The sequence below is a fragment of the Photorhabdus temperata genome (genome assembly GCF_025384845.1).
Classification (GTDB): domain Bacteria; phylum Pseudomonadota; class Gammaproteobacteria; order Enterobacterales; family Enterobacteriaceae; genus Photorhabdus; species Photorhabdus temperata.
This window is the reverse complement of the sequence record NZ_JAJAFX010000069.1, coordinates 1-21,112: the sequence shown is the minus strand read 5'-3', so window position 1 is coordinate 21,112 and position 21,112 is coordinate 1. Positions and strand designations below refer to the sequence as shown.

The following is a 21,112-nucleotide window of genomic DNA, read 5'->3' as shown; positions in this document are numbered from 1 at the left end:
ACCTCTAATAAAAATCCCGGTATCTTAGTGTCTTTATAGTCCGTTCTTTCCAATAACCACCATAAGGTACACGTTGACTGAGTTGTCCATACATGTGGTGCAATAACATATTATCAGACAGAAGAATACCCGCGTGGTTCGCTACAGGAGCAGAAACTTGCATGATCACCATGTCCCCCGGTTGCTGTACGCCGCTGAACTCTCTGAAACCACATTCGTACCAGTTATCTAAGTAACGGTTTTCCTTGCCGTTCTCCCACCAGCAATAATCTACTCGGTAATCATTCAGTTCAATGCCGCGCTCCTGCCGAAAATAACTCATGATCAGCCCCCAGCAATCAGTGTGACCTAATACAAAAGGACGACCGATTAAAGGAAGATCGCCGCGCGGGTAGATAGTTCGCAAATCGCCTTCCGGCCAACTGACAATAATCCAAGGTAATTCGGTTGCATCACATTGAGCTTTATCCAGTTCACTCGGCTGTGTCGTTGCGTCCGGGTGACTATGAACAATGGCGGTAATCGTTCCCCACTCCTCAGCGGCAGCGTACCCAAGGGGATCAAGATGAAATTGTTCCTCCGGTTCTATTGCCAAATTTCGGCACGGGAAATACTTTTCTACCCGGCTTTTTTGTGCAATAACGCCACAGCTCTCATTTGGATATTCTGATTCAGCATGTTCCATGATGGACTGAATGATACGTGGGAACATATAAGACCCTCCACATAAAAAACCCCGTCGAGACGGGGCGTATAGAAATAATCATGAGGTTACATATCTAGGCGCTCTAAATAATACGTATCTTTATTTTGATCATAGCGCACTGTTGCTGAAAATTTAGTCCTTATCATCGCTCCAAAACTATTCTGAGCATCAACATAGCCAACAAAGTTAAATTTACAATCTTCCGGTTGAGTGGATTTGACATCGTAGTAGCTGGCAAATTTGGCACTGGATGGCGATTTTAAATTAGATGATATGAGTTTTTCCGCATAAATATACGCCATCTTATCATCTGAGCAATAATCCTCTTTGGGTGAGGGTGATTTTCCAGAGCAAGAAACGAAAATAACCAAAATGATAATGAAGGCAATACACGCCATAATCCATTCAAAGCTATCATATCCTAATATTTTAGAATCACCTTGCTTAGCATTAATTGAACTGGAGTTAGGCTTGAACTCTTTTGTTACTTGCCCGGTTATTCCACTCGCTAACAGAATAATGACTCTATATCGAATAATTCCGTTATCGCTCTCCCATGATACTATCCCCATTTCCTCCATTTGCTCTAACAGCATCGCTGATCTATTGTAGCCTATATTGAAGTGCTCCTTTAGGTCATCAGCTGATATATACTTTTTAGTTGCTACATAATCAACAGCTTCATCAAACAACGGATCAAGGTTTTCATTCATTAAATTCACTAGCTACATCCTCAAAATGTTTAAAATATCAGCAAATATTACCTCTTAGCTCTTTTTGTATCTAGGTGTTATAAAATTAATCTTAATATTTATAAGTGCAAGTTACTGAACAGTTATCACCTTAGCAGCGCCGAACCCGGAAAACCGCCGAACGGGAGTGGCTCATCTTTACCAATGCGCAGCTGACAAGCAATTAACAGACCCGAACACTTATCTTTGCTGGGATCATCAACCGGGTTGTCGTTCTCGTCAAAATAACGGGTACCGGCATAATCACAACCTTTTCCCGTCCGATACCAGCCACGTGCGCACCAGGTACAAATAGAATGAATTTGTCGTGTCGGGATTTTCAGCCCCTGCAAATCTGCGGGACTCGCAAGCTCAAATTTCACCTCTTCATCATCTTCTGATTCTTTTCTATCAATATAGAAGACCTGAACCCTTTCTTGTTCGGGATCGGCGGTTGAATTTCCGCCTGGGAAGTTTTTTGCATCAAGGTAGTGAACGAAAGTATCATGGATCGTCACCTTTGCCTGAACCATATCATCGAATTGAAGACATAGCGCGGTAATCAGCCCGTCAATATTTGCAACGGTTAACTTAGGCCGCGCGGACTGCCCATCACTTGACGTATCTAAGCCCTCAATATTAACCGGCCACGGTCCGTACTCTTTCTCCTGCCACCAGATAGATTTTTTAGGTAACACATCAGTTCTTAACTCTTCTGGAGTATAAGGAATAGTGTCGTTATGAAACCTTAAGATATCAGCACCAAATGCGGTACCGTCTACTTCATATAGCCGAATGGTGTTACCCGGCTCTAATTTTTGCACATCAGAATTTATCATCATATTTCCTGAAATTAGGGGTGATAGGCTTGAATGAAGCTAGCCGACAGTGAGTAATTCCCGCCGCCGAGGGCGGTTGTCTTATACGCGCCGCAACGATAAAGCCCGGCATCAGCAAGTGACGGAGCCCACTGAAACGATTTGTAACCACTGTGGCGATCAAGGAAATCCACAATTGCCCGGATATACGTCTCGTTACCCACAAAAGATAATTCCCACTTCTGACTTTTCGGGTGAATGCCATCCCCGGCCACTTGTACGTAACCGTCACCGAATTGCGCTTTTCTGACTCGAAAACTCACATCAACAGCGGCTTGAATGCGGGGTGACCACGTGAACGTTTCAAGCATTTATCTTCTCCACAATGGCCCGCCCGGACGTAAATCCTTGTCGCGGAGTTCGCGGTAGCGGTTATCGACAAAAGACGCAATCTGAGATCCGAACGCTTCCAACCCTGCCGGGGCTTGTGAAGACGTATTCCCATTGCCATCAATCTGAATAAAGACTTGCGGCGCGGCGCTGACTGCCTGTGTATTGGGACTAGACGCCCTAACACCTAATGAACCATCCGGGCCGCGTTTTAGCGGTAAGATTGCCTCTGGCCCGGCTTCACCCATTAACCCGGCTCCTTTGGCAAATGCGAACAACGTGGGACTACTGACAATTTGCCCGCTATAAGCGCTCAAGCCGGGAGAAGAATAAACACCGCCCTTTGCATTCGGGACGAAACTCCTCCAGCTTGTCGACATTCCCATAGCCCCCGTACCGGCTGACGATGCTCCCGCCGCCGAAGCAACAGAACTCCCGCCACCCGAAAATCCACCAAATAACCCCGAAACCGCATTAGTGATCATGGCCTGCATAGCGATACGGATCAGATCTTGTATAATGGACTGGGCAAGTGATGCAGTCAGTTCTTTCAGCGAATCAGAGAAACTTTTTGTCCCCATCAGCATCCCCGTTAGTGCATTGCCTGTTCGTTGTTCAACAGTATCTAACAGATTCATCTGCATTTTTTGAAAGTTTCCCTGACTGGCGTACAACTCCTTTGCTGCTGTAAATTGCGATTCCTTTGATCTATTGGTTGCCGCAGTGACCAACTGCTCATAGCGTTCCTTACTGATAATGCCATTTTGATAATAGGCGTCATATAATGCCTGCTGTTCCGCCAGCTGGTTTTTAAGCTGGACAACCGGATCAACCTCTCCCGCCATATCAATACGCGGTGCCGCAATCTGCTTTGCCTGCTCCGCCAGTTTTTGCCTGACGGAATCTTGATACAACGTCTTGCTGGCAGACAGATATTCTTGCTCTGTTAACAAACGAGCATCATAAAGTGATTTAAGCTCTGCATTAGCCTCTTGCTCTTGGCGAGACAATGCTTTTGCAGGGGAGTATTTTTCGGCTAAATCCAACCGTTGTTTTTCGTGATTTTCAGCATTGAGGATTTTTAAGCGCTGTATTTCAGTTTGAGAGGCTACACCAGACTTATCTAACTCATTGAGTTTTCTTAGTGTTTCTTGTTCGCTCTGAATAATACGTTGCAGACTCGTTGTGTGAGCAGACTCAATTTCCCGGCGTAATTGCTGATAGTGATTGAGCGCGGTTTTATTTTCTTTCCCTTTGTTGCCTTTTTCTTTATTGGCCTGTTGCAGGTGATAAAGCTCGGCGGCTTTGTTACGGACCCGCTCTCTGCCAGCCTCATCCTGATTTTTCACTCGCTGTTCAGCAGCCAGCATGGCCCGTTCAACCCCCTGCAACTTTTCCAATTCGATTTGTTGTTGCAGCCTGTCCAGTTCTGCTTGCACCTCGGCGCTTGGGGGTAATGCCAACGGAATAGCAACAGACAGCTCTTGCCGGTCCTGTAATAATTTATTCCCTACTGACAATATCCGGTTGAATTCTGAGCCCGCCGCAGTCATTAACGGTAACGTATCCGTGATATTAACCATCTCTACATAATTATCACGCAATAATCCCGCATGACGCGCTTGCAGCAGATTGATGTCACTTTGTTTTTTGCTTAATCCTTCCTGCATTAACTCCAGATTATTCAGTTCGTTTTTATAGATGCGAGTGGCTTCCGCTGCCTTTTTAGTGGCATCCGGCGCAAATGGGGCTTTAACACTGCCTTTAGAAACGGCTTGCCAACTCAGCATAGTCTGCCGCCTGGCTTCAACGAGTTTTTTTTGCTCCTCTATCGCTTCTTTTTGCTTAACAATGTCGTCCTGCGTATCAAAGATACGTTTGTTCACTTCCAGATTGCTCATTGTCCGTAACGAATCAATCAGTTGATCGGTGCTTCTTCCCAGCTCAATAGCGGATTGTTTTGCTTGTTCTTGTTGTTGGTACAGGTAATAGATAGCAGAACCGGCCAGCATTGCTGCGCCAGCATACCCGCCAACCAATGACAACGCACCGCGAGCAAATCCTGCCGCGGTTGATAATGCACGAGTTGAAAATGACAACTTGCGGTTAGCCTGAGCCAGTTTTTGTGTCGCATTTTCTAATTTTGTTAACGCCTCAGTTTCCTGTCTGAATAACTCATTCTTGTCCTTAGTATAATTAACATAAACACCATGCTGACGGTTTTCTAACTCTTGTTGCCGAATGTGTTTACCCTGGACCCCCGTTAACTTGATTGTGGCATTGGCTTCATCAATGGTACGTTTTGCCGTTTCTGCCTGTTGTCGGGTGGCAGATCGTGAAGCACTTTCCAGTTGATACCATTCCTTTGCTTGTGCTTGCAAACTACTGGTCAACTTGCCACCGATCACCGGCAGTACGGCATAAGCAACAACGTTAGCTAATGCACTAAAATTGTCTGTCAGTATATTCACGCCGCCAGTCACTGCCTGAATGCCCGTTCTTAATGGCCCGTCTGCACTTTGACCAATTTGAATGATCATGCCTTCAAATGCACTTGCAAGCGACAATAGATCACCGTTTAGGTTATCAGTCCGAGTTTTGGCTTGTTCAAATGCTGTATTGGTCCCCGTTAATGCAGTTTTTAATTCGTTCAACTTATCAACATTTTTTGTCAGAATAGTAGCGGCGTTAACATTCTCTAAGCCGAACATTTTGACCATTGAAGTTGTAGACAGGCTTTTTTTACCCAGATTCTCCAGTGCAACGGATAACCCAACAACAGAGGGTTTCAGCGTTTTATCACCCCCTCTTTCCAGCATCAGAATAACATTGCGCAGTGCAGTACCGGCTTCACCGGCTTTCACTTCACGTTCTGCCAGTACTTGAATGGCTGCATTCAACTCCTCAAACGAAACCCGCGCCTGAGCCGCTGCCACGCCCCCATTTTTAATGGCAGCAGCAGTATCAGTAATTTCTGATGAACCGTATTTTGCTCCAGCAGCCAGCACGTTAATATAGCGATCCGCTTCGGCAGCACTGGCGCCAAACTGGTTTAATGAGAGTGCTAAAGTTCGGGTTGCATCCGGTAACGTCGTGCCGCCAGCCTGCGCCAGAATCAGCGCTGAATTTGTTGCTTTAATCAACCCGTCACTGGTTTTCATGAGTTCGGGTTTAGCGGAAGCCATCAGTTTCAGTGCCGATGCCGCCTGGCTGGCAGTATATTCTGTTGTGCGGCCCATCTGCTGCGCCGCTTTGTCAAACGCTTTTAACTGCTCACCCGTCGCCCCCGTGATAGCAGACAAATCAGACAATGCCTGGCTATATTGACGGGTAGTGCTGATAATCGCGCCCAGAGAAAAGCCTGTTCCTGCCAGCAAGGCTAGCTGGCCTGAAACGGACTTAATCGCTGAACTGAGAGAGTGATAAGACTGCTCTGTCTTTTTCGCTCCCTCACTTGCTCGACGGGAAAAGCGATCAGATTCTTGCCCGGCATAACGATAAGCATCAGAGATGGCAGACTTAAAAGAGACTGCATTCACGAGCAGCCCAACAGAGAGTGTGGCTAAATTTGACATAAATCAACTCAACAATTTAACGACAGCATCACACTGCGCCTGAAGGGTATCGCATGATACTAATGTGGAAGTAGCGGGCTGATGCGTATCATGCCCTTGATTTTTAAGGCGGTAATACGCCTGCCATTCATTAAGCGTTGAGACTGGTAAGGACAGGATTTTATAGGGATCTATCTCGCCGAGCTGTTCCGCAAGGGCAAACGCAAAATGCAGCAACGGCGATTTAGTTAGTTTTTTTCCGCGTCTTCCAGGGTGCCGATACTGTGACGTTTCACAATGTTGATGGCTTCAATAATCGTGGCATTGTCGTGAGTCTCCATCAATTCCTCAGCGGTTGGCAGCTCAGATGGGGGGATGGGCTGCCCTTTATCATCCACCAGGCAATCTAAAACAATTTGCACATTGAGCCGAGAAGCCTCACGCCCGTCACCCGATGTACTCAGTTTTTCTACCTTTTCCTCAAGATCCATCAATTCTGATGCTGTCATACGACGCAAATTGACTTTTGTACCAAACAGCTCCACGGCTTTAATATGTGGGCGGGGGGTTAATAGAGCGGCTTTTAAGCTTTTCATTATTTGTTTCCTCCAGCTGGTTTGGTGGTAGCGACACCCCAAACAAGGTTATTTTGTTTTCCTTTGACGGTGATCTGTATCACTTCACTTGCTGGCGCGGTAATTTCGCTCATTTCCCAACCAGACAATGCCAGGATCATTGTGGCCGTCCGTTTATTTGGTAAGGCAATATAGAACTGCACGGTTTCGCGATTCTGCGCAGCATTCAGAAAGTTGGTGAAATCGACGTTTTCAGGATCATCAATGAAACCGAGTGTTTTTTCAGGGCCCTCTGGCATATCAGAAATAAATTGTTTGTTGGTATCAATGAGTGTTGTGCAGTCAATAAAACTACCCGTTAGCCCAGTAGCCCCTAACGCTTTGCAGTTTGCAAGGGATTTCATTGCGTCTACGGTATCACCCGGTTTACCAAATTTAACGACCGTGCCATTTGGCAACACGGCATATTCTGGTGAAGATTTATCAGTCATAATAATTACTCCAATAGATTGATTTATTTGCTATAACGACTTAAAGCGTCACGGATTTCTGCTGCGAGCTTTTTTAGTACTGCGGATTTGTTGTAATCCAGAGCGGGACGGATAAATGGGTTCGGTACTTGTTTAATGGTCCCTATCTCCTGTGCTAATGCTTTCATGTAGTGTTGTTTGGTCGGACCAACAGTGATCATCACCCCCTGATATTTTTTAGCCCGACTGCTGCGGATTTTAATATCATCCCGCATGTGGGGACCGGGGCTGCTTTTGTCATACCCGGCATGTTGTTGCATATCTTCCTTTACGACTTCCATTGCGGCTTTGCCTGCTGAACGTAGAATTTTGGTCTGTAGTTCCGTGTCCAGTTCCTGCAACTTGCGCCCCAATTCCTCAAGGCCGGAGACTTTAACGCCGATCATTCTGCATTCTCCGCATAAGTGATGATAAAATCACGGGTGATCCGGTAACGCTTCTGGTTCTCGGTCAGCTCTTCTGAGCCCTGATGCAATGTACCGCGTGAAACCGCCTGCACCGGATAATGCCCAATATAGCTATGCTTGATGGGTTCCCATGCTAATCTGACGGTTTCGTCCAGTTTCAACGCTTTTGCGTAATCATTCAGGACAATGAAGGCTACCTGAAACCGTGCCTCTACCAGACGTGTTGCAGCCAGTCCGGTATTAAATTTGGGGTCGCTGATACGTTGGTAGGTCACTCCCTCCATCACACTGGACGGCAACACCAGCGGGTAGGCAGGCAACCCCGTTAATCGTTCCAAATCCGCTTTAAGATCAGGTTCTATCATGACGAAAATCTGCCTCTGTTGTGATTACTGTCCGGGCCGATTGGTTGCGGTCAACCGCCCGGACAGTAAACTTGCGACATTGGTACTCAATCAACCAGGTTGAATCTATGTCCCGTCTTGGCCTGATAGTAAACTGCATAGTTTCAATTACCTGCTGCTGATCTGCTGTGCGTATCTTTTGGTTTGAAATCGCGGCGGCTTTCGCCCAAATCGTTGTAACGTATTCAGATGTGACGATTTCAGCACCAAATTCATCACGTGTAGTCACGGAGCGAAACAACTTAATGCGTTTGTCAAGTTCACCCGCTTTCACTACTCACCTCCTACAATGGGATATATCGGTAGGGTTCAAGCAGCATCTTAAAACCGCCTGGTAACGCCACTCCCTCCCGGTTTTCATACCAGTGACCTACAGCGAGCATAATCGCTAATTTAATATCATCAGTGATCACCAGCCCTTCACTGACGTCACCGGGAACCCGGTCATCAAAAAGTGGGCGGTTAATAAAATTTTCGGCGCGTTGACGAGCGGCTTTTGCATACGTTGTCAGTAAGTTATCTTCTTCATCCGTATCGATGCGACATTGCGCTCGTAATTCTTCAATTGTCGGTACCATATCAACCTCTATAAAAGGCGGCATGTCAGCCGCCCGAAGATTACTTACCCGCACCCGCCGCCGCTTTCAGCAGTTTCACCGCGTTGCTATCTACCAGCATGGAGCCGACACGTTTTGTTGTATAGAACTGAACAAACGGCTTGTTGGTGTACGGATCACGCAACATACGAACACCAATACGATCCAGAATGGTGTAGCAGCGTTTGAAGTTACCGAAGGCAATCGGCACCGCCCCCGCCTCAAGATCCGCAAACTGTTCATTCTCTGCAATACCGTACCCCAGCAAGGCAGACGGCTGGCCCAATTGCAAACCGGGCTGCCAGATATAGTTACCCTGACTGTCTTTTAAGGTGCGTACAGCAAACAACAGTTTGTTATTCATCATGAACCTAGCCCCGTTGCGATACGGTTTGCGCAGCGTATAAATCAGTTGCATCACTTCATCCGCCGTCACCTCGGTTGCTTTCTTCAACACCATGTGTTGTAGCGTCCCCCATTCGCGGTCTTTGTCTGCTTTGTCATCCGAATCGAAGGCCAACAAGCCCTTGGGTTTCTTAACGCCATCCCCGTTCGTAAATGCCGCCTCTTCCTGCTCGGCAAACTCCTGCGCCAGTTCACTGGTGATAAACGTTTCCACATCAAAGAAAGCATCATCCAGCATACGCTGAGTCGCGGCCGGGTTACCGTAAATTTCTCCCCAGACAGGATCGATAGTCCCCAGTTTGGCGGTTGCTGTTTCCGGGCGCTTATCGGTTTCACCCACCCAACCGCTGGTTGTACCGCCCTTATTGACCAGTCTCTTATATTCTGGTGTACCAATTGGGACTACATTGCACTCTGTCCGCATCACGACTTCATCTTTCAATGCGTTGATGATGTTGCGGTCCAACTCTTCCGGTACCGCATAACCCCCATCGGGATCAGTTGTGGTCTGCATGGCTTTACTTTCCAGTTCGGCCAGCCCGTCCTCCTTACCTTTGCGAATAAATTGAGCAAAAGCCGCTTTATGTTCGGCAACCGCTTTAGTCCCAGATCCGCCCCCCGGCCGTTTTACGGCGGCCAGTTCTTTTTCAAGATCCGCTTTCAGTGATTCAAGCTCGGTCAGCTTGCCATTCAGCGTGTCCACCTGCCCAGATAACTTACCCTTTTCAGCTTCGATAGCCTCAATACGCTTATCGTTTTTCTCTTTGAATTCGTCAAAACGCTTTTGCAGTTCCTGCGCGACTTCTTCAACATCTTTCTTTTCAATAGCCATGTTTGACTCCAGTTAAAATTTCAATGATTTCAATGCATTCAATACAGACACATCACCATCAGCCTCACGCTGAGACAATGCGCCATACCCCTCAGCCATGAATGCCTTGGCCTGGGAGCGTGAGAGCCCAACGTCGCGCAGGACTCGCTCAATACTTTTGGGGGTGGGGATTTCGCCACGGGCAAAGGCGGATTTAACATTGCCGACACGCGCCTCATCATTGGCCGGGAAAGTGACAAGGCTGACTTCCCACAGCGCTATCTCTTTCAGCAGAAACGCGTCTTTCGCTCTGTCATATTCCCCGTCGTTAAGCACATACCCAATAGAAAGGCCGGAGAGTGATCCGGCCTTCATGTGCGCGTGAGCCCGTTTTGCCAGCGGGTCATCATCAATCAGTAATCGCCCTTTTAGATATAGCCCTCTGTCGTCCTCTTTCATTTCTGTATAGACGCCGATGGGTTCATCCATCCGGTGTTGCCACAACATAGCCGGAAAGGATTGTTTTCCCTGCCAAAGTTGCAGGGACTTGCTGAATGCCCCCGGCAAGACAATATCGTCGTAGCTGTCTTTGACGCCGAACACCGAGCCATACCCTTCAAACTCGCCGCTGTCGCTGACCGATTTCAGTTTTAACGGCACATCAAGCCGCTGTTTCGTCATCATTATCTGAATTTTCCTGTGGTTTAGGTTTATCGGTGCTGCCCGGTTTTGGGGTCATATTCATCGGGGTTAAATAGATATCGCCCCCCTCGCGTGGGTTGCGTTCCTCCAGCTCCCGACATTCATTGGGTGACAGAATTCCCCAGTTGATCCCCGTTGCATAGGATTCAAACCGCGATTTCATATCCCCACGCAGCAACGCGCCAGCGTTAAACTTGGCATAAAGTCGGCCCTGCTTATCGGGTTTCACCAGTCCCAGATTAATCCGCTGTTCAATGCGGGTGAGGTACGGGACTAACGAATAATTGATAAACCCAATCCCTAAGTTTTCTATATTGTTGAAAGTGGCGCGGTCCGTGTTTTGCACCATATGCATGGGTACACGAAAAATGCGACAAATCTCTTCCAGCTGAAACTTACGGGTTTCAAGAAACTGAGCATCTTCGGCTGATAAACTGATTTGATTCCACTTAAGCCCCATCTCCAGGATCATCGGCTTGTGTGAGTTCACCAGTCCCTGATGACGCTCTTCAAAGTCAGACTTAAGGCGGTGATATGCTTCGTCTTTCAGGTATTGATCCGTTTGCAATACACCACTGGTTACCGCACCGTTGCTGAACAACCGAGAGCCATGCTCTTCCGTTGCCATCCCTAAACCAATGGCCTGACGAGCATACGCAATCGGACTGAGTCCATTTAACCCGTCGAGAGTAAAAATGCGCACATGCCAGATGTCTTCCTGTGATAATGTGCTCAAACTGCCATCCGGGAACGTCACCTGGTATTCAGGCTCCCAGTGGGCATTTAATTTGGAGGTGACACTGCCGGGATCGAGTGGCAAGAGTTCGGAAACCTCGCCAAACACCTTGACTTTATAAGCATAAAAGTTACCGCGGAGACACAAGCAGCCAATTAGCAGCTCCCAAAACTCCTGAGGTGTCATGTAGCCGTTAGGTTTAACCGATAACAAGGTATGTAGCTTTTCTTTTACCGCCCTGGCACTCCCCCGTTCAATTTGCTGATACAAAGAGCATGGCAACATCCCTACCGATTCCGCCAGTACCCGAACACAACTAAAGACAGCGGTCAATTGCATAGCAAGCTGAGGACTGACTCGCTTGCCGGTATAAGTATCATAAGAAAGCCCAACCAATTCACTCAGTTCAGATGAGGTCAGGGGTTGGGCTGATTTTCGAAATAATCCCGGAAAGAACATTAGGCCCCCTTATCCGGTTTTTCAGTTTGCTCCATCATGCGAGAAACCAGATAAGACCAGACAAGACAGAGCGCACCAGCGACGAGGTAACCCGCCGCGGGCAAAAGTAGCCAGGCACCGTAAGCCAGCAGACACGCGCCTACGATCCCCACCAACAGGGCGATCATTGTCAATATTTTCATGGAATTCCTTAGAGTGAGCGAAGGCCGCGTTTAGCTAAAACATCAGAGAGGTTTTCTTCATTGTCATTTAACATAGCTCGCCCAATTGACATCATCAGCGCTACCGCACCGTCAATTTTATTTTCTGATTGCTCTTTAATGGGACGAACCACATCATCGTTACCCGGCAGATACTTGCCAACAACATTACCCATACACCACGTCATGATCGGGTTCCCGTCGTGATGGAAGCGCCCGGCTTCAATCGCCGCTTCCAGTTCTTTCATGGGATCTGACATGTTGGTGTAATTTTGGATAATCGTGATTGGATTTAATTGTTCATCAGCCAATTGGTGAGAAAGATTCGTCGCCCCATGAGGATCAATCGGGGACTCTTCTACCGGATTTTCTAAGTTGTCGGCTTTGGCGTCTTCAAGAATAACCCGATAATCAATCTCAGCCCCGGCTGTCACTGTTAAGTGCCCGGTATTCACCCATTTTTGATAGCGTTCCGCCGTGCGCTGCTGGTCCGTGTCAGTGCTGTATACCGTGTCATACGGCACATAAAATTTGGGTGCGATACAGTAATAATGCCTTTTCCCCTCTATTTCACGATAAAAAAGTTTGACCTTGGAATTCATATCCAACTTTCTCGCTAAGTCGAAAGAGAGGATACAGGGCTGACCTTCAAACTGTTCTAACGTCAGGGTCTTATCTTCACACTCTCGCCAGCTGACTAAATTAAAGTAGGCTGCCCTGGCTGATACCCAAATGTTCAAGTGTTTGGTTTTGAAGACGTTCGCCAGACGCGCATTATTCTTTGCCCTGGTTTGCTGGCTCAGGAGAAAATCAGCATAGACAGAAACCCCCATGTTGGGGTTGGCTTTCCTGAGTGTGTCCGGGTCTGTCCACTCATCCCCTTCATCGACAGTATAAATGATGCCAAACAATTCATCGTTAGGTACGGTACCGTTAAGCATCTCGATCACTTCACGCCGCTTGTCATAGCACGGTCCTTCAATGTTGTAACCGGCTGTGGTAATCGCCCACATTAACGGCTGACGACGGGAACCCATCCCCGTCAGCATAGTAGTATAAAGTGCATCACTATCGTGCTCATGGTATTCGTCCACAATGGCGCAATGCGGACTGGCCCCGTCACCCGGATTACCGATTAGTGGCTCAAACCGGGCGCCATCTTCGGGACGGTTCATGTTTTTGGCATTCACTTCAATACCGAACGCCTCGGTCAACAACGGGGTACGCTTACACATTAACCGGGCCGGTCTGAAGACTTCCCACGCTTGTTTTTCAGTTGTGGCACCAGAATAAACTTCGGCACCGAACTCATCATCACACGTGAAACAAAATAAAGCGACACCCGCCGAAATCGCTGATTTTCCATTCTTACGGGGAATTTCTGTATACACTTCACGAAAACGCCGCAGCTTTGTGCCTTTATGTACCCAGCCAAATGCTGAACACACAATAAACAACTGCCAGGGCTCCAGGGTGATAGGCATCCGTTTAAACGCCCACTCCCCCTTTGTATGCGGGAGAAGCTGGATAAACCGGGCGGCTTTTTCTGCTAAGTCTTTATCAAACCGGTAGCGGAACTTTTTATTTTTCTCCTGGGATAAATCTTCAATATGCCGCTGACAGGCATCAATAACATATTGACAGGCTATAACTTTTCCACGGGCAACATCACGAGCATATTGATTTGCAGCATTAACATTGGGATAAGATTTTCGACTCATGATGTGATGATCCTGATAAACGGGTTCTCTGTTTTAGCCTTACCCGCAGCACCCATTAACCGCTGTCGGCTGCTGGGATCTAACCCCAGCATTGAGCCGGTGGTATCCATTTCTGACTGTTGTTCTTTTTTTGCTGTTAACTCCGGGTTTTTTATCAGTCCACCCGTCGCACCGGTGACCGTATTCCCCTGCATAGCAATATTCATTACCGCCCGACGCCAGAATTCATAAGCCACACACCAGCGCTCAAGCACGGCTAAATCCGTCAGACAAATGATGCCTTGCCCGCATAATTCTTTAACCGTGATCTCCCACATGGTGATCGCCAGGTTGAGATTGTTTTCTGCAAACCAGTCAGGCGGCAAGACCCCTTTTAAGGGCGTGAATACCGGTTCATTTTTATTCAGGGCACGCTTACCGGGATTGCCGGCTAATGCTTTTCGGGCGGTTGGCTTTGCGCGACGTCCTGATTTGCCAGCCGTTCCAGCCATAAATAAAAAATCTCCAAAAAGGGGATAAAAATACAAGGAAAATAACACTGAAATTGGCGGATTTATCTCCCGGATTAAATTTCATTTTTCGCGGCGATAAAAATTCGACTGAGGCGGCAGTCCCGTAAGGCGAGAGGGGTAGGGATTTTACCCGCCCCTACCCCGGTGAAATCGTCTCATATGAAACTGATTAACTAACCTTGTCCCCAGTTGCCTTTCATTTGCTGTTCTGCCCCAATGATACCTATTGCAATCAAAGCCTCACCGGTTGGATAGTCAACCAATAGCTGCCGAACTATCTTAATACATTGCTCATAGTTCTTGCGGCTCTCATCAGGCAATGAAGCAATCAAGCCTTTAAACATGAGTAGTGTTTGCTCATCTTGTGTCATCTCATTCTCTCCGTTGCTGTCTTGCGTCTATGACAAGACCAACATAATGATTGTAAGTTACTATCCCTATCAGTACCGCCGTGTGCCTTGGGTATGATGTGGTCAACCGTGGTAGCGGTGACAGCCCGGCCATGATGCAAGCAGTCCTGGCACAAGTGCTTATCACGCTTCAATATGCGTGGGCGTATCGCGTCCCACTGACTACCATAGCCGCGTTCGTGTCGATTCTTGCCCCGTTGGTGGTTCTCCCAGCCAGTATTGATATGCTGCTGACAGTAACCAGAACGATCTGTTGTTGTACGTGCGCAGCCACGCTTGCGGCAAGCGCGAGGTATCCTTGCTGGCATATCATCACCACTTTGAGAGCCGACCGCCTATCTGACTCTCCCGCATAGCCCACTTATGTATCTCATCTTGAACTATTTCCCGGATAACTTTACTGAAACGTTCATCTTGTTCTCTTATGCTTGCGACGGTCATTGTTGCGTTTTCAATAATCGCATTAGCATTTATTTGAATAAGTTCATTGATACGCTCAAGTTGTGCCTCAGTTTTATCCAATTCACTGCTGTTTACGTTAACACCAACGCTGACTGTATATGTTTCAGTGTCTAGTGATTTATCTTTCATGCTTATTCCTCGATATGAATTATCAGTATTAGCGTAGCCACTATTGAAATAACTACTTCAACATGAGCCAGCTTAGAAAATTAGAAAACATCAGGTGAAGTGGTATCCTTGCTAGTCCCTATAACCAACAAGATGAACAAATATGCTGAAATCTACATTAATTGCTAAATGCCTGTTGCAGTGTCGCATGATCCCTAATCTTGGTACCGGAGAAAATGCGGTTGAATCTATTTTTAGGGAATATTTTCCGCACCATTCAGTAAGTGGAACACTTATTTACCCGATAATGTGGTTAATTTTTATTTAAAAGCCTCTAACGGTAGCGATACAATTCGTGTTGACTCTTTTATCAAAGAGCTTTGGGATCTTTGATTGCTGCAAATGCTGCATGCTTATGGTTTATGGTTTTTCCAACCAAATTAGCCTCATGTTCCAGCGAGGTCCTATCAAGCGATAGGGTCTCTACTACCGATTTAAGAAAAAACAAGTAATCAATTGATATTGCCGACTTTGTATTCAAATAACACAAAGAAGCACCATTGACCCGCAACTCAATTATTTTTCCGTTGTTATTGTTATTCACTTTATTCATTTCACTCTCCCGCATTCAGTATTCACATAATCCTGCAAATATCTTAATAATGATCCGTCTCTCCGGCTGTCACACCGCTTCGCCTACCTATAGCTGATGTTGCTAACATATGCCCGCATCCAGGGGTATTGGTTATTTTTGACTCTGCCTGTACACTCGATAGAAAAGGAAGCTATGTCATGGTTAATACAAACAGACTGCGATAACCGGCGCGGCTCTGTATCCAGGTTGGAAACAGTTGTAATTAGAATATTCTGCTACATGCTGAAATATAACACTGGGGAATCTTGAGACCACCAGCATCTAAAACCTATACAAAACTCTATCAAAGGCACTTCATGAGCACCTTTTGCAGAATTTTATAAATCAAGATTTGGGCTTGACTGAACTGTATTTACTCGCCCACGCCTTAGCGATGTGCAAACAATCATCGTACATCTTGCCCTTTCTGCTCGCTGACGAACTGCGACGATAGTGATCGACTGCCTTATCACTTGCCATGCCTGCAATAGATGAAGAAAAGCCGAGCTTAACTAACTCGGCCTGGACGTTCTTCTCAATAAATTGTTCGTGGTTCATGTGGGTTCCCCATCGGTCAGTAGCTGATAACGCCCGCTCTCTTCTCTGACGCCAATATCCATTATTTCATCTCCGCTTTATGTTCGGGTTATTTTTCCCGGACCGGTATCAGCTAAAACAAAATCAATCATCTGGTCCGCCTCATTAACCAGCGTCTTAATTTTTGATACGTGAGCAGCCTTAACGGATTTCCATTCATTTAATCCGGTACCAAACAAACTGGCGATCCCTTTGTCTCGCTTCATGTCGGCGCATGCCTGGTTAAGTTCTTCCATCACGCTGAGTTGGCGGGGATTAACTACAATCCCTTTAGTCCAGTAGTCATAAAGAACATCATCACATTCATTTTGGTACTGAATGACTTTATCGCGGATCTCAGGCTTAACTTTGTTGGGGTAAATAGTCTGTAGCCAACCAGCTAACTTACGCAGAGACAGACAAGTCATTGATTGATTACCGCCTTTTGTGGGTATAGAGATTTCCTCTATACCTTTATTAAAGCGAGTTTTTAACTTTGTATATTGTCCCATCCAATCTAAACCCATCCCTTCGACAATGGGTTTCATCGGAACATAAGGTTCATTGTTGTATTCCACAACATAAAGCTCATCGTCATAAAAAGGGACTGTGATTGCGTTCATTTGCGTATACCTATAGAAATTAGAGCCTGCTAGCATAGAAATATCGCCCCAAGAAGATCGCCACCTATAACGACATTTCTCAGGCTCTATTTCTATAAACTCTTGGTTGGGATTAGCGCATGCTAGTGCGCGGTGAAATTCAGATACAAAAAAGCCCCGGATTAAACGAGGCTGTTACTGACACTGAGTTTTGATGTAGTCCTGCAAGTAATTGATTTTTATTCTATCGTTGATAATGCCTTCTCTGATATCGAGAACAGTTGATCCAGCTTCTCCAGTGAGTTCGACGGTGGTTGCATCGCCCACGCTGCTGCGGGAATCGGCTTCGCTCTTTGGACAGGTGGCTTTGACGAGCAACCGGCGACGACCAGCGGCAACATCACCACGAAGAGCATCAATTTCAGATTTGGCATGAGCAAGTTCCTGTGTGTGTTTCGTATCAAGCTCGTTCAACATCGTGATGTGAGAGTTCTGGTAGTCGATAGTGTCGGTGAGTTGCTGGATTTCTGACTGCTGCTGTTTTGTAACACGTTGCTCTCTCTGTAACTCAGAGTGATAGTAATACGCTGTCAATGAAATAACGATCAATGCGAGTATCGTGTAGTAATGAGCATTGAATTTCATAGCAGTAATACCAACAACAAAAACCATGTCCAACCAATCAACGTACATATCACAGCAAATAATGTATCGCTCATATTTCTACCCTTTTCGGAACCTCATGATAAAAACATCGTTTTTTCTGATGCCCGGCGAGCGTCTAGGCCCGGTAATACACGCCCACCAGCCATGTTCCATCTCATGAACTCGTCAGCCGCTCCGCGATAGTCACCGGCATTGAGTTTTTTCAGCAACGTGGAACGAACGAAAGCGCCGGTACCAAAATTGAAGATAAATGAACAAAGTGCATCAAACTGGCCCTGAGTCAGCGGGACCTTAACGTTTGATTCAATCGTGATGTAGGCCGGGGCTAAGTCTTCAAGTAAGAACTGCTCGGCCTGTTTATCTGTAACCACATCACCGGGCTTTACCCCGCGAGTATGACCGTAGCCGATTGTCCAAACACCCGCGGGGCAACGATATGCTGTTAAGCTGAGACCCTCATAGCCTTTGAGCTTACTAAGCCCTTTCTCACTGATTTGCATCAGATACCCCTGCTTTACGATTCAAAGCCCCACGCATCCATTGACCGAAAAAGTCAGTCCCCAGATAACCAATAATGACACTGCCGATATAAGCCAAATCCGTACTCAGATTTAAGAAGACCAACAAATCACGAATGAACCACGCGATAAGTGCGCACATCATTGCGTCAATAATCGTCTTCCAAAATTTACCCCCGTTGTATCGACCCCTAAGGTAAGCCATTAAACCGGCCAGTGCCGCACCGATACCTTGCTCTTTGACTGATAACAGCCATAACCATAGCTGCATCCAGATGTCTGGCTGCTTGTCCATGAGTTTCATATCCACCCCCATAAAATGGGCGTCCGTGGGGTGGATATGTCCGCCCCTGTGAGTGAGTTAAAAGTAATAAATTTATACTTAAGGTAAGTTTATAATTCAGCCAAATCTTAACCAAAACAGAGGGATGGCTGATTACCTCTGTGATAGGGACAAAAATGTTAGATCGAGAAACAGAATTCTATTTCAACCAAATCAAAGAGCAAATGAAAGGACAACAAGCTATAGTCCAATTACTCATTCATCATATTCTTAAGAACTTAGAAAATAAGCCAGGTTGTGAAAATTTCACCAATGAAGTTATCGCATCTTTAGAGGCTTTAAAACAGCAAGTGTGGCAAGGAGAAGACGGGATTGATGCTGCTATTACCTTAATAAAAGATCCAATAAAATATAGATGATATATTGCGGCCTCTAGGCCGCTTTTTATTTCAGTCCAATTTTGTAGCAGTATTGTCTTGCATAATTTTCCGCGCGTTCGAAAAACGCCGCAAAGGTGCTTTCTGGATCAAAGGTTTCTTTATACTTTATGATAAGTTTATTCTCATAATCTTCATGCCCGTAAAAACCTGACACTTTGACATCAGCAACTAATTGGCTTCCCGCTAACATATTGGCGGTGAAAGAGCCATTTTCGATACCACTACTACGATCAGCAAACATAAAGCTAGTCGCTATTGCTGGCATACCAACTACAAAGGATAATTCCATCGTTCACCTCATGAGTGAGTTAATAGAGTGACAGAGACAAAAAAGGCCACGCCATGCGCAGCCTGGAATTGATGCCACATCAGCCATTAGACAGACTGAAACTTTTATCTGAGAACGGGGGATGTGGGCTTTATATATGAAAAAGCCCCGCGAACGCGAAGCCTAAAATTTAGAATCCGTCAAATTCATCACACCCATTCAAATTCGTCTTTCATATAAAGTTCCAATGAGAAAGCCCCGTAAGTGCGGGTGTGAAAAGAAAAGGCCGCGAATAATCGCAGCCTGAGAATAAAACCCAGAGCTAAATCCGGCCGAGCTGAACCGGCCTGTTTAAATATCAGGGTTCAATAAATGATGGTTTAGGCTAAGTTAAGTGTTCAGCCAAATTTCAACCAACATAGAGGGATGGCTGATGACCTCTAAGAGGAAATAAAATGCAGTTTCTGCACAAACGAATGCATCTCAATCAGGGAGATGTGGTCGTCGTACAATGCTCTCACCAATGCAATGTTTTGTTAATGACGGATAGTAACTTTAGCAACTACAGAAGCGGTCATGGCTTCCAACACCATGGCGGAGGAGGCTTTTTCCAGCGCCTTCCAGCAAGACTGACCGCACCCTATAGCGGACACTGGAACGTTACAATTGACTTAGGTGGAGGATCAGCAACCATTCACCACTCAATTTCGGTTATTCCAGCATAGAGCTTCAGCTTTGGCCTGAGATAGTGATGCTTCAAGGACGGCAATAATTTTCTGCTGTGTGCCGTCCTTTACATACCCGGTTGAGGCCATCCCCTCCCCTTTTTCCTCATCGCGATACCAAATCGTATCGCCGTCCAATTCTATTGATACTTTCACTCACGCACCTCAGATTTAGCATTATGGTTGTAAACTCAATTCAACTTTAAACAATCTCAATATTCGTTTTAATTAGCGTTGATTGTAGCGTTGGGGACACAAGTAATAGAATGCCGACCGCAACAAAGATTGGAGTGTTGAGACGTTGCGGCGGCGAAAATGAAAAAGCCTCGCGGAATAACGAGGCTTGTTAATTCGATAAGCTGTGTGACATAGCTATCACTCTTATCATAATATTCAGTTTTTTACGTACGTAAACTCTTTTATTAAATTAGGCTGCAATTTTTTGAACATATTTATCCATTTCCAGTTCTACATCTAGCATTATCAGCATTCCTTCAATAACACCCTCCGCCTTTTGTAATTTTTTACCGATATGACCGTCAGAGCATTTATGCTCATAAGCTAATTGCATGAATGTTTTACCGAATACATAGTAGTCAAATAACAAATCGTGGATATCGTCATTCTTTTGATTCAGCTTTGCCATACAGCTAGAAATAACAATAGCGTCATCCTCACAACACTGTGGCCGAGATTTTACTTTACTGGGTATGAGTCCCTTAAATCCGGCAGCAATGGGAGACCAATAAACGTCTTCTCTATTATCAGCCGCCCATCCACCCCAACGCTCTAAAACTAGTTGAATGTCACGCATCAGCACATTCCCCCACCAACATTAATTTTTTCCGGTTCAGTCAGTTCCAGCGCAGCTTCATAGGTTGCCAGTTCCGTGCCGTAGCTTGGTTCAGGAATAGCAAACAGTGCCTTGTGTTTTAAGTTATCAGTTATCTTCATTATTCCACCCACTTATTAAAAGACAGTTCACGCACTTCATCACCGTTAAGTAGCATGTCATTAAAATCACCGTGATCGGGCCAGCGAATACTGACCGTTTCTAAATCGTTTTTAGCAACGAGGTTACCCCTGGCACACTCAAAAGCCGCAGCGTGGCCGGTCGCTGAATGCAGATCCATATCAGCGAAAATAATTAAGTGTTTAACCCC

The 21,112-nt window shown here is 46.1% G+C and carries 32 protein-coding genes and 1 pseudogene; 2 read left to right on the top strand and 31 right to left on the bottom strand.

From position 1 onward, the window contains the following. Positions 1 to 4: 4 nt before the first annotated feature. From LGZ99_RS20430 to LGZ99_RS20300, 26 genes are all read right to left on the bottom strand, one after another. A complete protein-coding gene (locus tag LGZ99_RS20430; protein ID WP_021326893.1) occupies positions 5 to 712 on the bottom strand; it encodes a C40 family peptidase in 708 nt (235 codons plus the stop codon). Between the two features lie 59 nt (positions 713 to 771). Next, complete coding sequence (locus LGZ99_RS20425) at positions 772 to 1,419, bottom strand: DNA translocase FtsK (protein WP_243465261.1); 648 nt, start codon at positions 1,417 to 1,419, stop codon at positions 772 to 774. A 125-nt stretch (positions 1,420 to 1,544) separates the two neighbouring features. Continuing rightward, on the bottom strand, positions 1,545 to 2,279 hold the full coding sequence (locus LGZ99_RS20420; RefSeq protein WP_262979516.1) for a phage minor tail protein L: 735 nt from the start codon (positions 2,277 to 2,279) through the stop codon (positions 1,545 to 1,547). 11 nt (positions 2,280 to 2,290) lie between these two features. Next, positions 2,291 to 2,626 carry a phage tail protein gene (locus LGZ99_RS20415; RefSeq protein ID WP_262979515.1) on the bottom strand — a complete coding sequence of 112 codons (336 nt, stop codon included), beginning with the start codon at positions 2,624 to 2,626 and terminating at the stop codon, positions 2,291 to 2,293. Then, complete coding sequence (locus tag LGZ99_RS20410) at positions 2,627 to 6,220, bottom strand: phage tail tape measure protein (RefSeq protein ID WP_262979514.1); 3,594 nt, start codon at positions 6,218 to 6,220, stop codon at positions 2,627 to 2,629. A gap of 227 nt (positions 6,221 to 6,447) precedes the next feature. Further along, positions 6,448 to 6,795, bottom strand: coding sequence for a phage tail protein (locus LGZ99_RS20405; protein WP_262979513.1), 348 nt, complete (start codon positions 6,793 to 6,795; stop codon positions 6,448 to 6,450). Then, positions 6,795 to 7,265 (bottom strand): hypothetical protein, encoded by a 471-nt coding sequence (locus LGZ99_RS20400; protein ID WP_021326297.1) that lies wholly within the window; start codon positions 7,263 to 7,265, stop codon positions 6,795 to 6,797. Before LGZ99_RS20400 ends, LGZ99_RS20405 begins: the two co-directional genes overlap by 1 nt. Positions 7,266 to 7,288: 23 nt before the next feature. Continuing rightward, entirely contained in the window at positions 7,289 to 7,690 is a 402-nt protein-coding gene (locus LGZ99_RS20395; RefSeq protein WP_021326296.1) for an HK97-gp10 family putative phage morphogenesis protein, read from the bottom strand. Continuing rightward, positions 7,687 to 8,076, bottom strand: coding sequence for a hypothetical protein (locus LGZ99_RS20390; RefSeq protein WP_021326295.1), 390 nt, complete (start codon positions 8,074 to 8,076; stop codon positions 7,687 to 7,689). The genes LGZ99_RS20395 and LGZ99_RS20390 overlap by 4 nt, the downstream gene beginning before the upstream one ends. Continuing rightward, positions 8,063 to 8,389 carry a phage head closure protein gene (locus LGZ99_RS20385; protein ID WP_021326294.1) on the bottom strand — a complete coding sequence of 109 codons (327 nt, stop codon included), beginning with the start codon at positions 8,387 to 8,389 and terminating at the stop codon, positions 8,063 to 8,065. Before LGZ99_RS20385 ends, LGZ99_RS20390 begins: the two co-directional genes overlap by 14 nt. Positions 8,390 to 8,399: 10 nt before the next feature. After that, positions 8,400 to 8,693, bottom strand: a complete 294-nt coding sequence (locus LGZ99_RS20380; protein ID WP_262979521.1) for a head-tail connector protein — start codon at positions 8,691 to 8,693, stop codon at positions 8,400 to 8,402. A 40-nt stretch (positions 8,694 to 8,733) separates the two neighbouring features. Next, a complete protein-coding gene (locus LGZ99_RS20375; protein ID WP_262979512.1) occupies positions 8,734 to 9,948 on the bottom strand; it encodes a phage major capsid protein in 1,215 nt (404 codons plus the stop codon). Between the two features lie 12 nt (positions 9,949 to 9,960). Further along, the gene (locus LGZ99_RS20370) at positions 9,961 to 10,611 is read right to left on the bottom strand and encodes an HK97 family phage prohead protease (protein WP_021326291.1); all 651 of its coding nucleotides are present in this window, start codon (positions 10,609 to 10,611) and stop codon (positions 9,961 to 9,963) included. Further along, complete coding sequence (locus LGZ99_RS20365) at positions 10,589 to 11,824, bottom strand: phage portal protein (protein ID WP_021326290.1); 1,236 nt, start codon at positions 11,822 to 11,824, stop codon at positions 10,589 to 10,591. Before LGZ99_RS20365 ends, LGZ99_RS20370 begins: the two co-directional genes overlap by 23 nt. Continuing rightward, a complete protein-coding gene (locus LGZ99_RS20360; RefSeq protein ID WP_021326289.1) occupies positions 11,824 to 12,006 on the bottom strand; it encodes a hypothetical protein in 183 nt (60 codons plus the stop codon). Before LGZ99_RS20360 ends, LGZ99_RS20365 begins: the two co-directional genes overlap by 1 nt. A gap of 8 nt (positions 12,007 to 12,014) precedes the next feature. Continuing rightward, positions 12,015 to 13,745: a terminase large subunit gene (locus LGZ99_RS20355; RefSeq protein WP_262979511.1), complete on the bottom strand. Its 1,731-nt coding sequence runs from the start codon at positions 13,743 to 13,745 to the stop codon at positions 12,015 to 12,017. After that, a complete protein-coding gene (locus LGZ99_RS20350) occupies positions 13,742 to 14,236 on the bottom strand; it encodes a phage terminase small subunit P27 family (protein WP_023045819.1) in 495 nt (164 codons plus the stop codon). The genes LGZ99_RS20355 and LGZ99_RS20350 overlap by 4 nt, the downstream gene beginning before the upstream one ends. Before the next feature lie 194 nt (positions 14,237 to 14,430). After that, on the bottom strand, positions 14,431 to 14,628 hold the full coding sequence (locus LGZ99_RS20345; protein WP_021327017.1) for a hypothetical protein: 198 nt from the start codon (positions 14,626 to 14,628) through the stop codon (positions 14,431 to 14,433). Then, positions 14,625 to 14,975 (bottom strand): HNH endonuclease, encoded by a 351-nt coding sequence (locus tag LGZ99_RS20340; protein WP_023045820.1) that lies wholly within the window; start codon positions 14,973 to 14,975, stop codon positions 14,625 to 14,627. The genes LGZ99_RS20345 and LGZ99_RS20340 overlap by 4 nt, the downstream gene beginning before the upstream one ends. Positions 14,976 to 14,979: 4 nt before the next feature. Then, complete coding sequence (locus LGZ99_RS20335) at positions 14,980 to 15,258, bottom strand: hypothetical protein (RefSeq protein WP_021327015.1); 279 nt, start codon at positions 15,256 to 15,258, stop codon at positions 14,980 to 14,982. Positions 15,259 to 15,607: 349 nt separating this feature from the next. After that, on the bottom strand, positions 15,608 to 15,850 hold the full coding sequence (locus LGZ99_RS20325) for a hypothetical protein (RefSeq protein WP_262979510.1): 243 nt from the start codon (positions 15,848 to 15,850) through the stop codon (positions 15,608 to 15,610). 366 nt (positions 15,851 to 16,216) lie between these two features. Beyond that, entirely contained in the window at positions 16,217 to 16,429 is a 213-nt protein-coding gene (locus LGZ99_RS20320) for a hypothetical protein (RefSeq protein ID WP_262979509.1), read from the bottom strand. A gap of 77 nt (positions 16,430 to 16,506) precedes the next feature. Next, a complete protein-coding gene (locus LGZ99_RS20315) occupies positions 16,507 to 17,070 on the bottom strand; it encodes a phage antirepressor N-terminal domain-containing protein (RefSeq protein ID WP_036841072.1) in 564 nt (187 codons plus the stop codon). 174 nt (positions 17,071 to 17,244) lie between these two features. Continuing rightward, positions 17,245 to 17,694: a lysis protein gene (locus LGZ99_RS20310; RefSeq protein ID WP_262979508.1), complete on the bottom strand. Its 450-nt coding sequence runs from the start codon at positions 17,692 to 17,694 to the stop codon at positions 17,245 to 17,247. A gap of 95 nt (positions 17,695 to 17,789) precedes the next feature. Further along, the gene (locus LGZ99_RS20305) at positions 17,790 to 18,215 is read right to left on the bottom strand and encodes a lysozyme (RefSeq protein WP_262979507.1); all 426 of its coding nucleotides are present in this window, start codon (positions 18,213 to 18,215) and stop codon (positions 17,790 to 17,792) included. Beyond that, positions 18,202 to 18,537, bottom strand: a complete 336-nt coding sequence (locus tag LGZ99_RS20300) for a phage holin, lambda family (protein WP_023044927.1) — start codon at positions 18,535 to 18,537, stop codon at positions 18,202 to 18,204. The genes LGZ99_RS20305 and LGZ99_RS20300 overlap by 14 nt, the downstream gene beginning before the upstream one ends. A 155-nt stretch (positions 18,538 to 18,692) precedes the next feature. Between LGZ99_RS20300 and LGZ99_RS20295 the strand changes: the two genes are divergently transcribed. Then, positions 18,693 to 18,935, top strand: coding sequence for a hypothetical protein (locus LGZ99_RS20295; protein ID WP_262979506.1), 243 nt, complete (start codon positions 18,693 to 18,695; stop codon positions 18,933 to 18,935). Between the two features lie 25 nt (positions 18,936 to 18,960). On the opposite strand, the gene LGZ99_RS20290 is transcribed toward LGZ99_RS20295, so the two are convergent. After that, positions 18,961 to 19,245, bottom strand: a complete 285-nt coding sequence (locus tag LGZ99_RS20290) for a hypothetical protein (protein ID WP_021326020.1) — start codon at positions 19,243 to 19,245, stop codon at positions 18,961 to 18,963. 434 nt (positions 19,246 to 19,679) lie between these two features. Here LGZ99_RS20290 and LGZ99_RS20285 point away from each other — a divergent pair, with 434 nt between their 5' ends. Then, complete coding sequence (locus tag LGZ99_RS20285) at positions 19,680 to 19,949, top strand: DUF1883 domain-containing protein (protein ID WP_071789487.1); 270 nt, start codon at positions 19,680 to 19,682, stop codon at positions 19,947 to 19,949. On the opposite strand, the gene LGZ99_RS20280 is transcribed toward LGZ99_RS20285, so the two are convergent. From LGZ99_RS20280 to LGZ99_RS20265, 4 genes and pseudogenes are all read right to left on the bottom strand, one after another. Next, positions 19,926 to 20,105: a hypothetical protein gene (locus LGZ99_RS20280; RefSeq protein ID WP_023044925.1), complete on the bottom strand. Its 180-nt coding sequence runs from the start codon at positions 20,103 to 20,105 to the stop codon at positions 19,926 to 19,928. The genes LGZ99_RS20285 and LGZ99_RS20280 overlap by 24 nt on opposite strands. Before the next feature lie 271 nt (positions 20,106 to 20,376). Further along, the gene (locus LGZ99_RS20275; RefSeq protein WP_036841575.1) at positions 20,377 to 20,763 is read right to left on the bottom strand and encodes an antiterminator Q family protein; all 387 of its coding nucleotides are present in this window, start codon (positions 20,761 to 20,763) and stop codon (positions 20,377 to 20,379) included. Continuing rightward, the gene (locus LGZ99_RS20270; RefSeq protein ID WP_023044923.1) at positions 20,763 to 20,903 is read right to left on the bottom strand and encodes a hypothetical protein; all 141 of its coding nucleotides are present in this window, start codon (positions 20,901 to 20,903) and stop codon (positions 20,763 to 20,765) included. The genes LGZ99_RS20275 and LGZ99_RS20270 overlap by 1 nt, the downstream gene beginning before the upstream one ends. Further along, positions 20,903 to 21,112: pseudogene (locus LGZ99_RS20265) on the bottom strand (DNA primase); the annotation flags it as partial. The pseudogene LGZ99_RS20265 and the gene LGZ99_RS20270, both read right to left, overlap by 1 nt.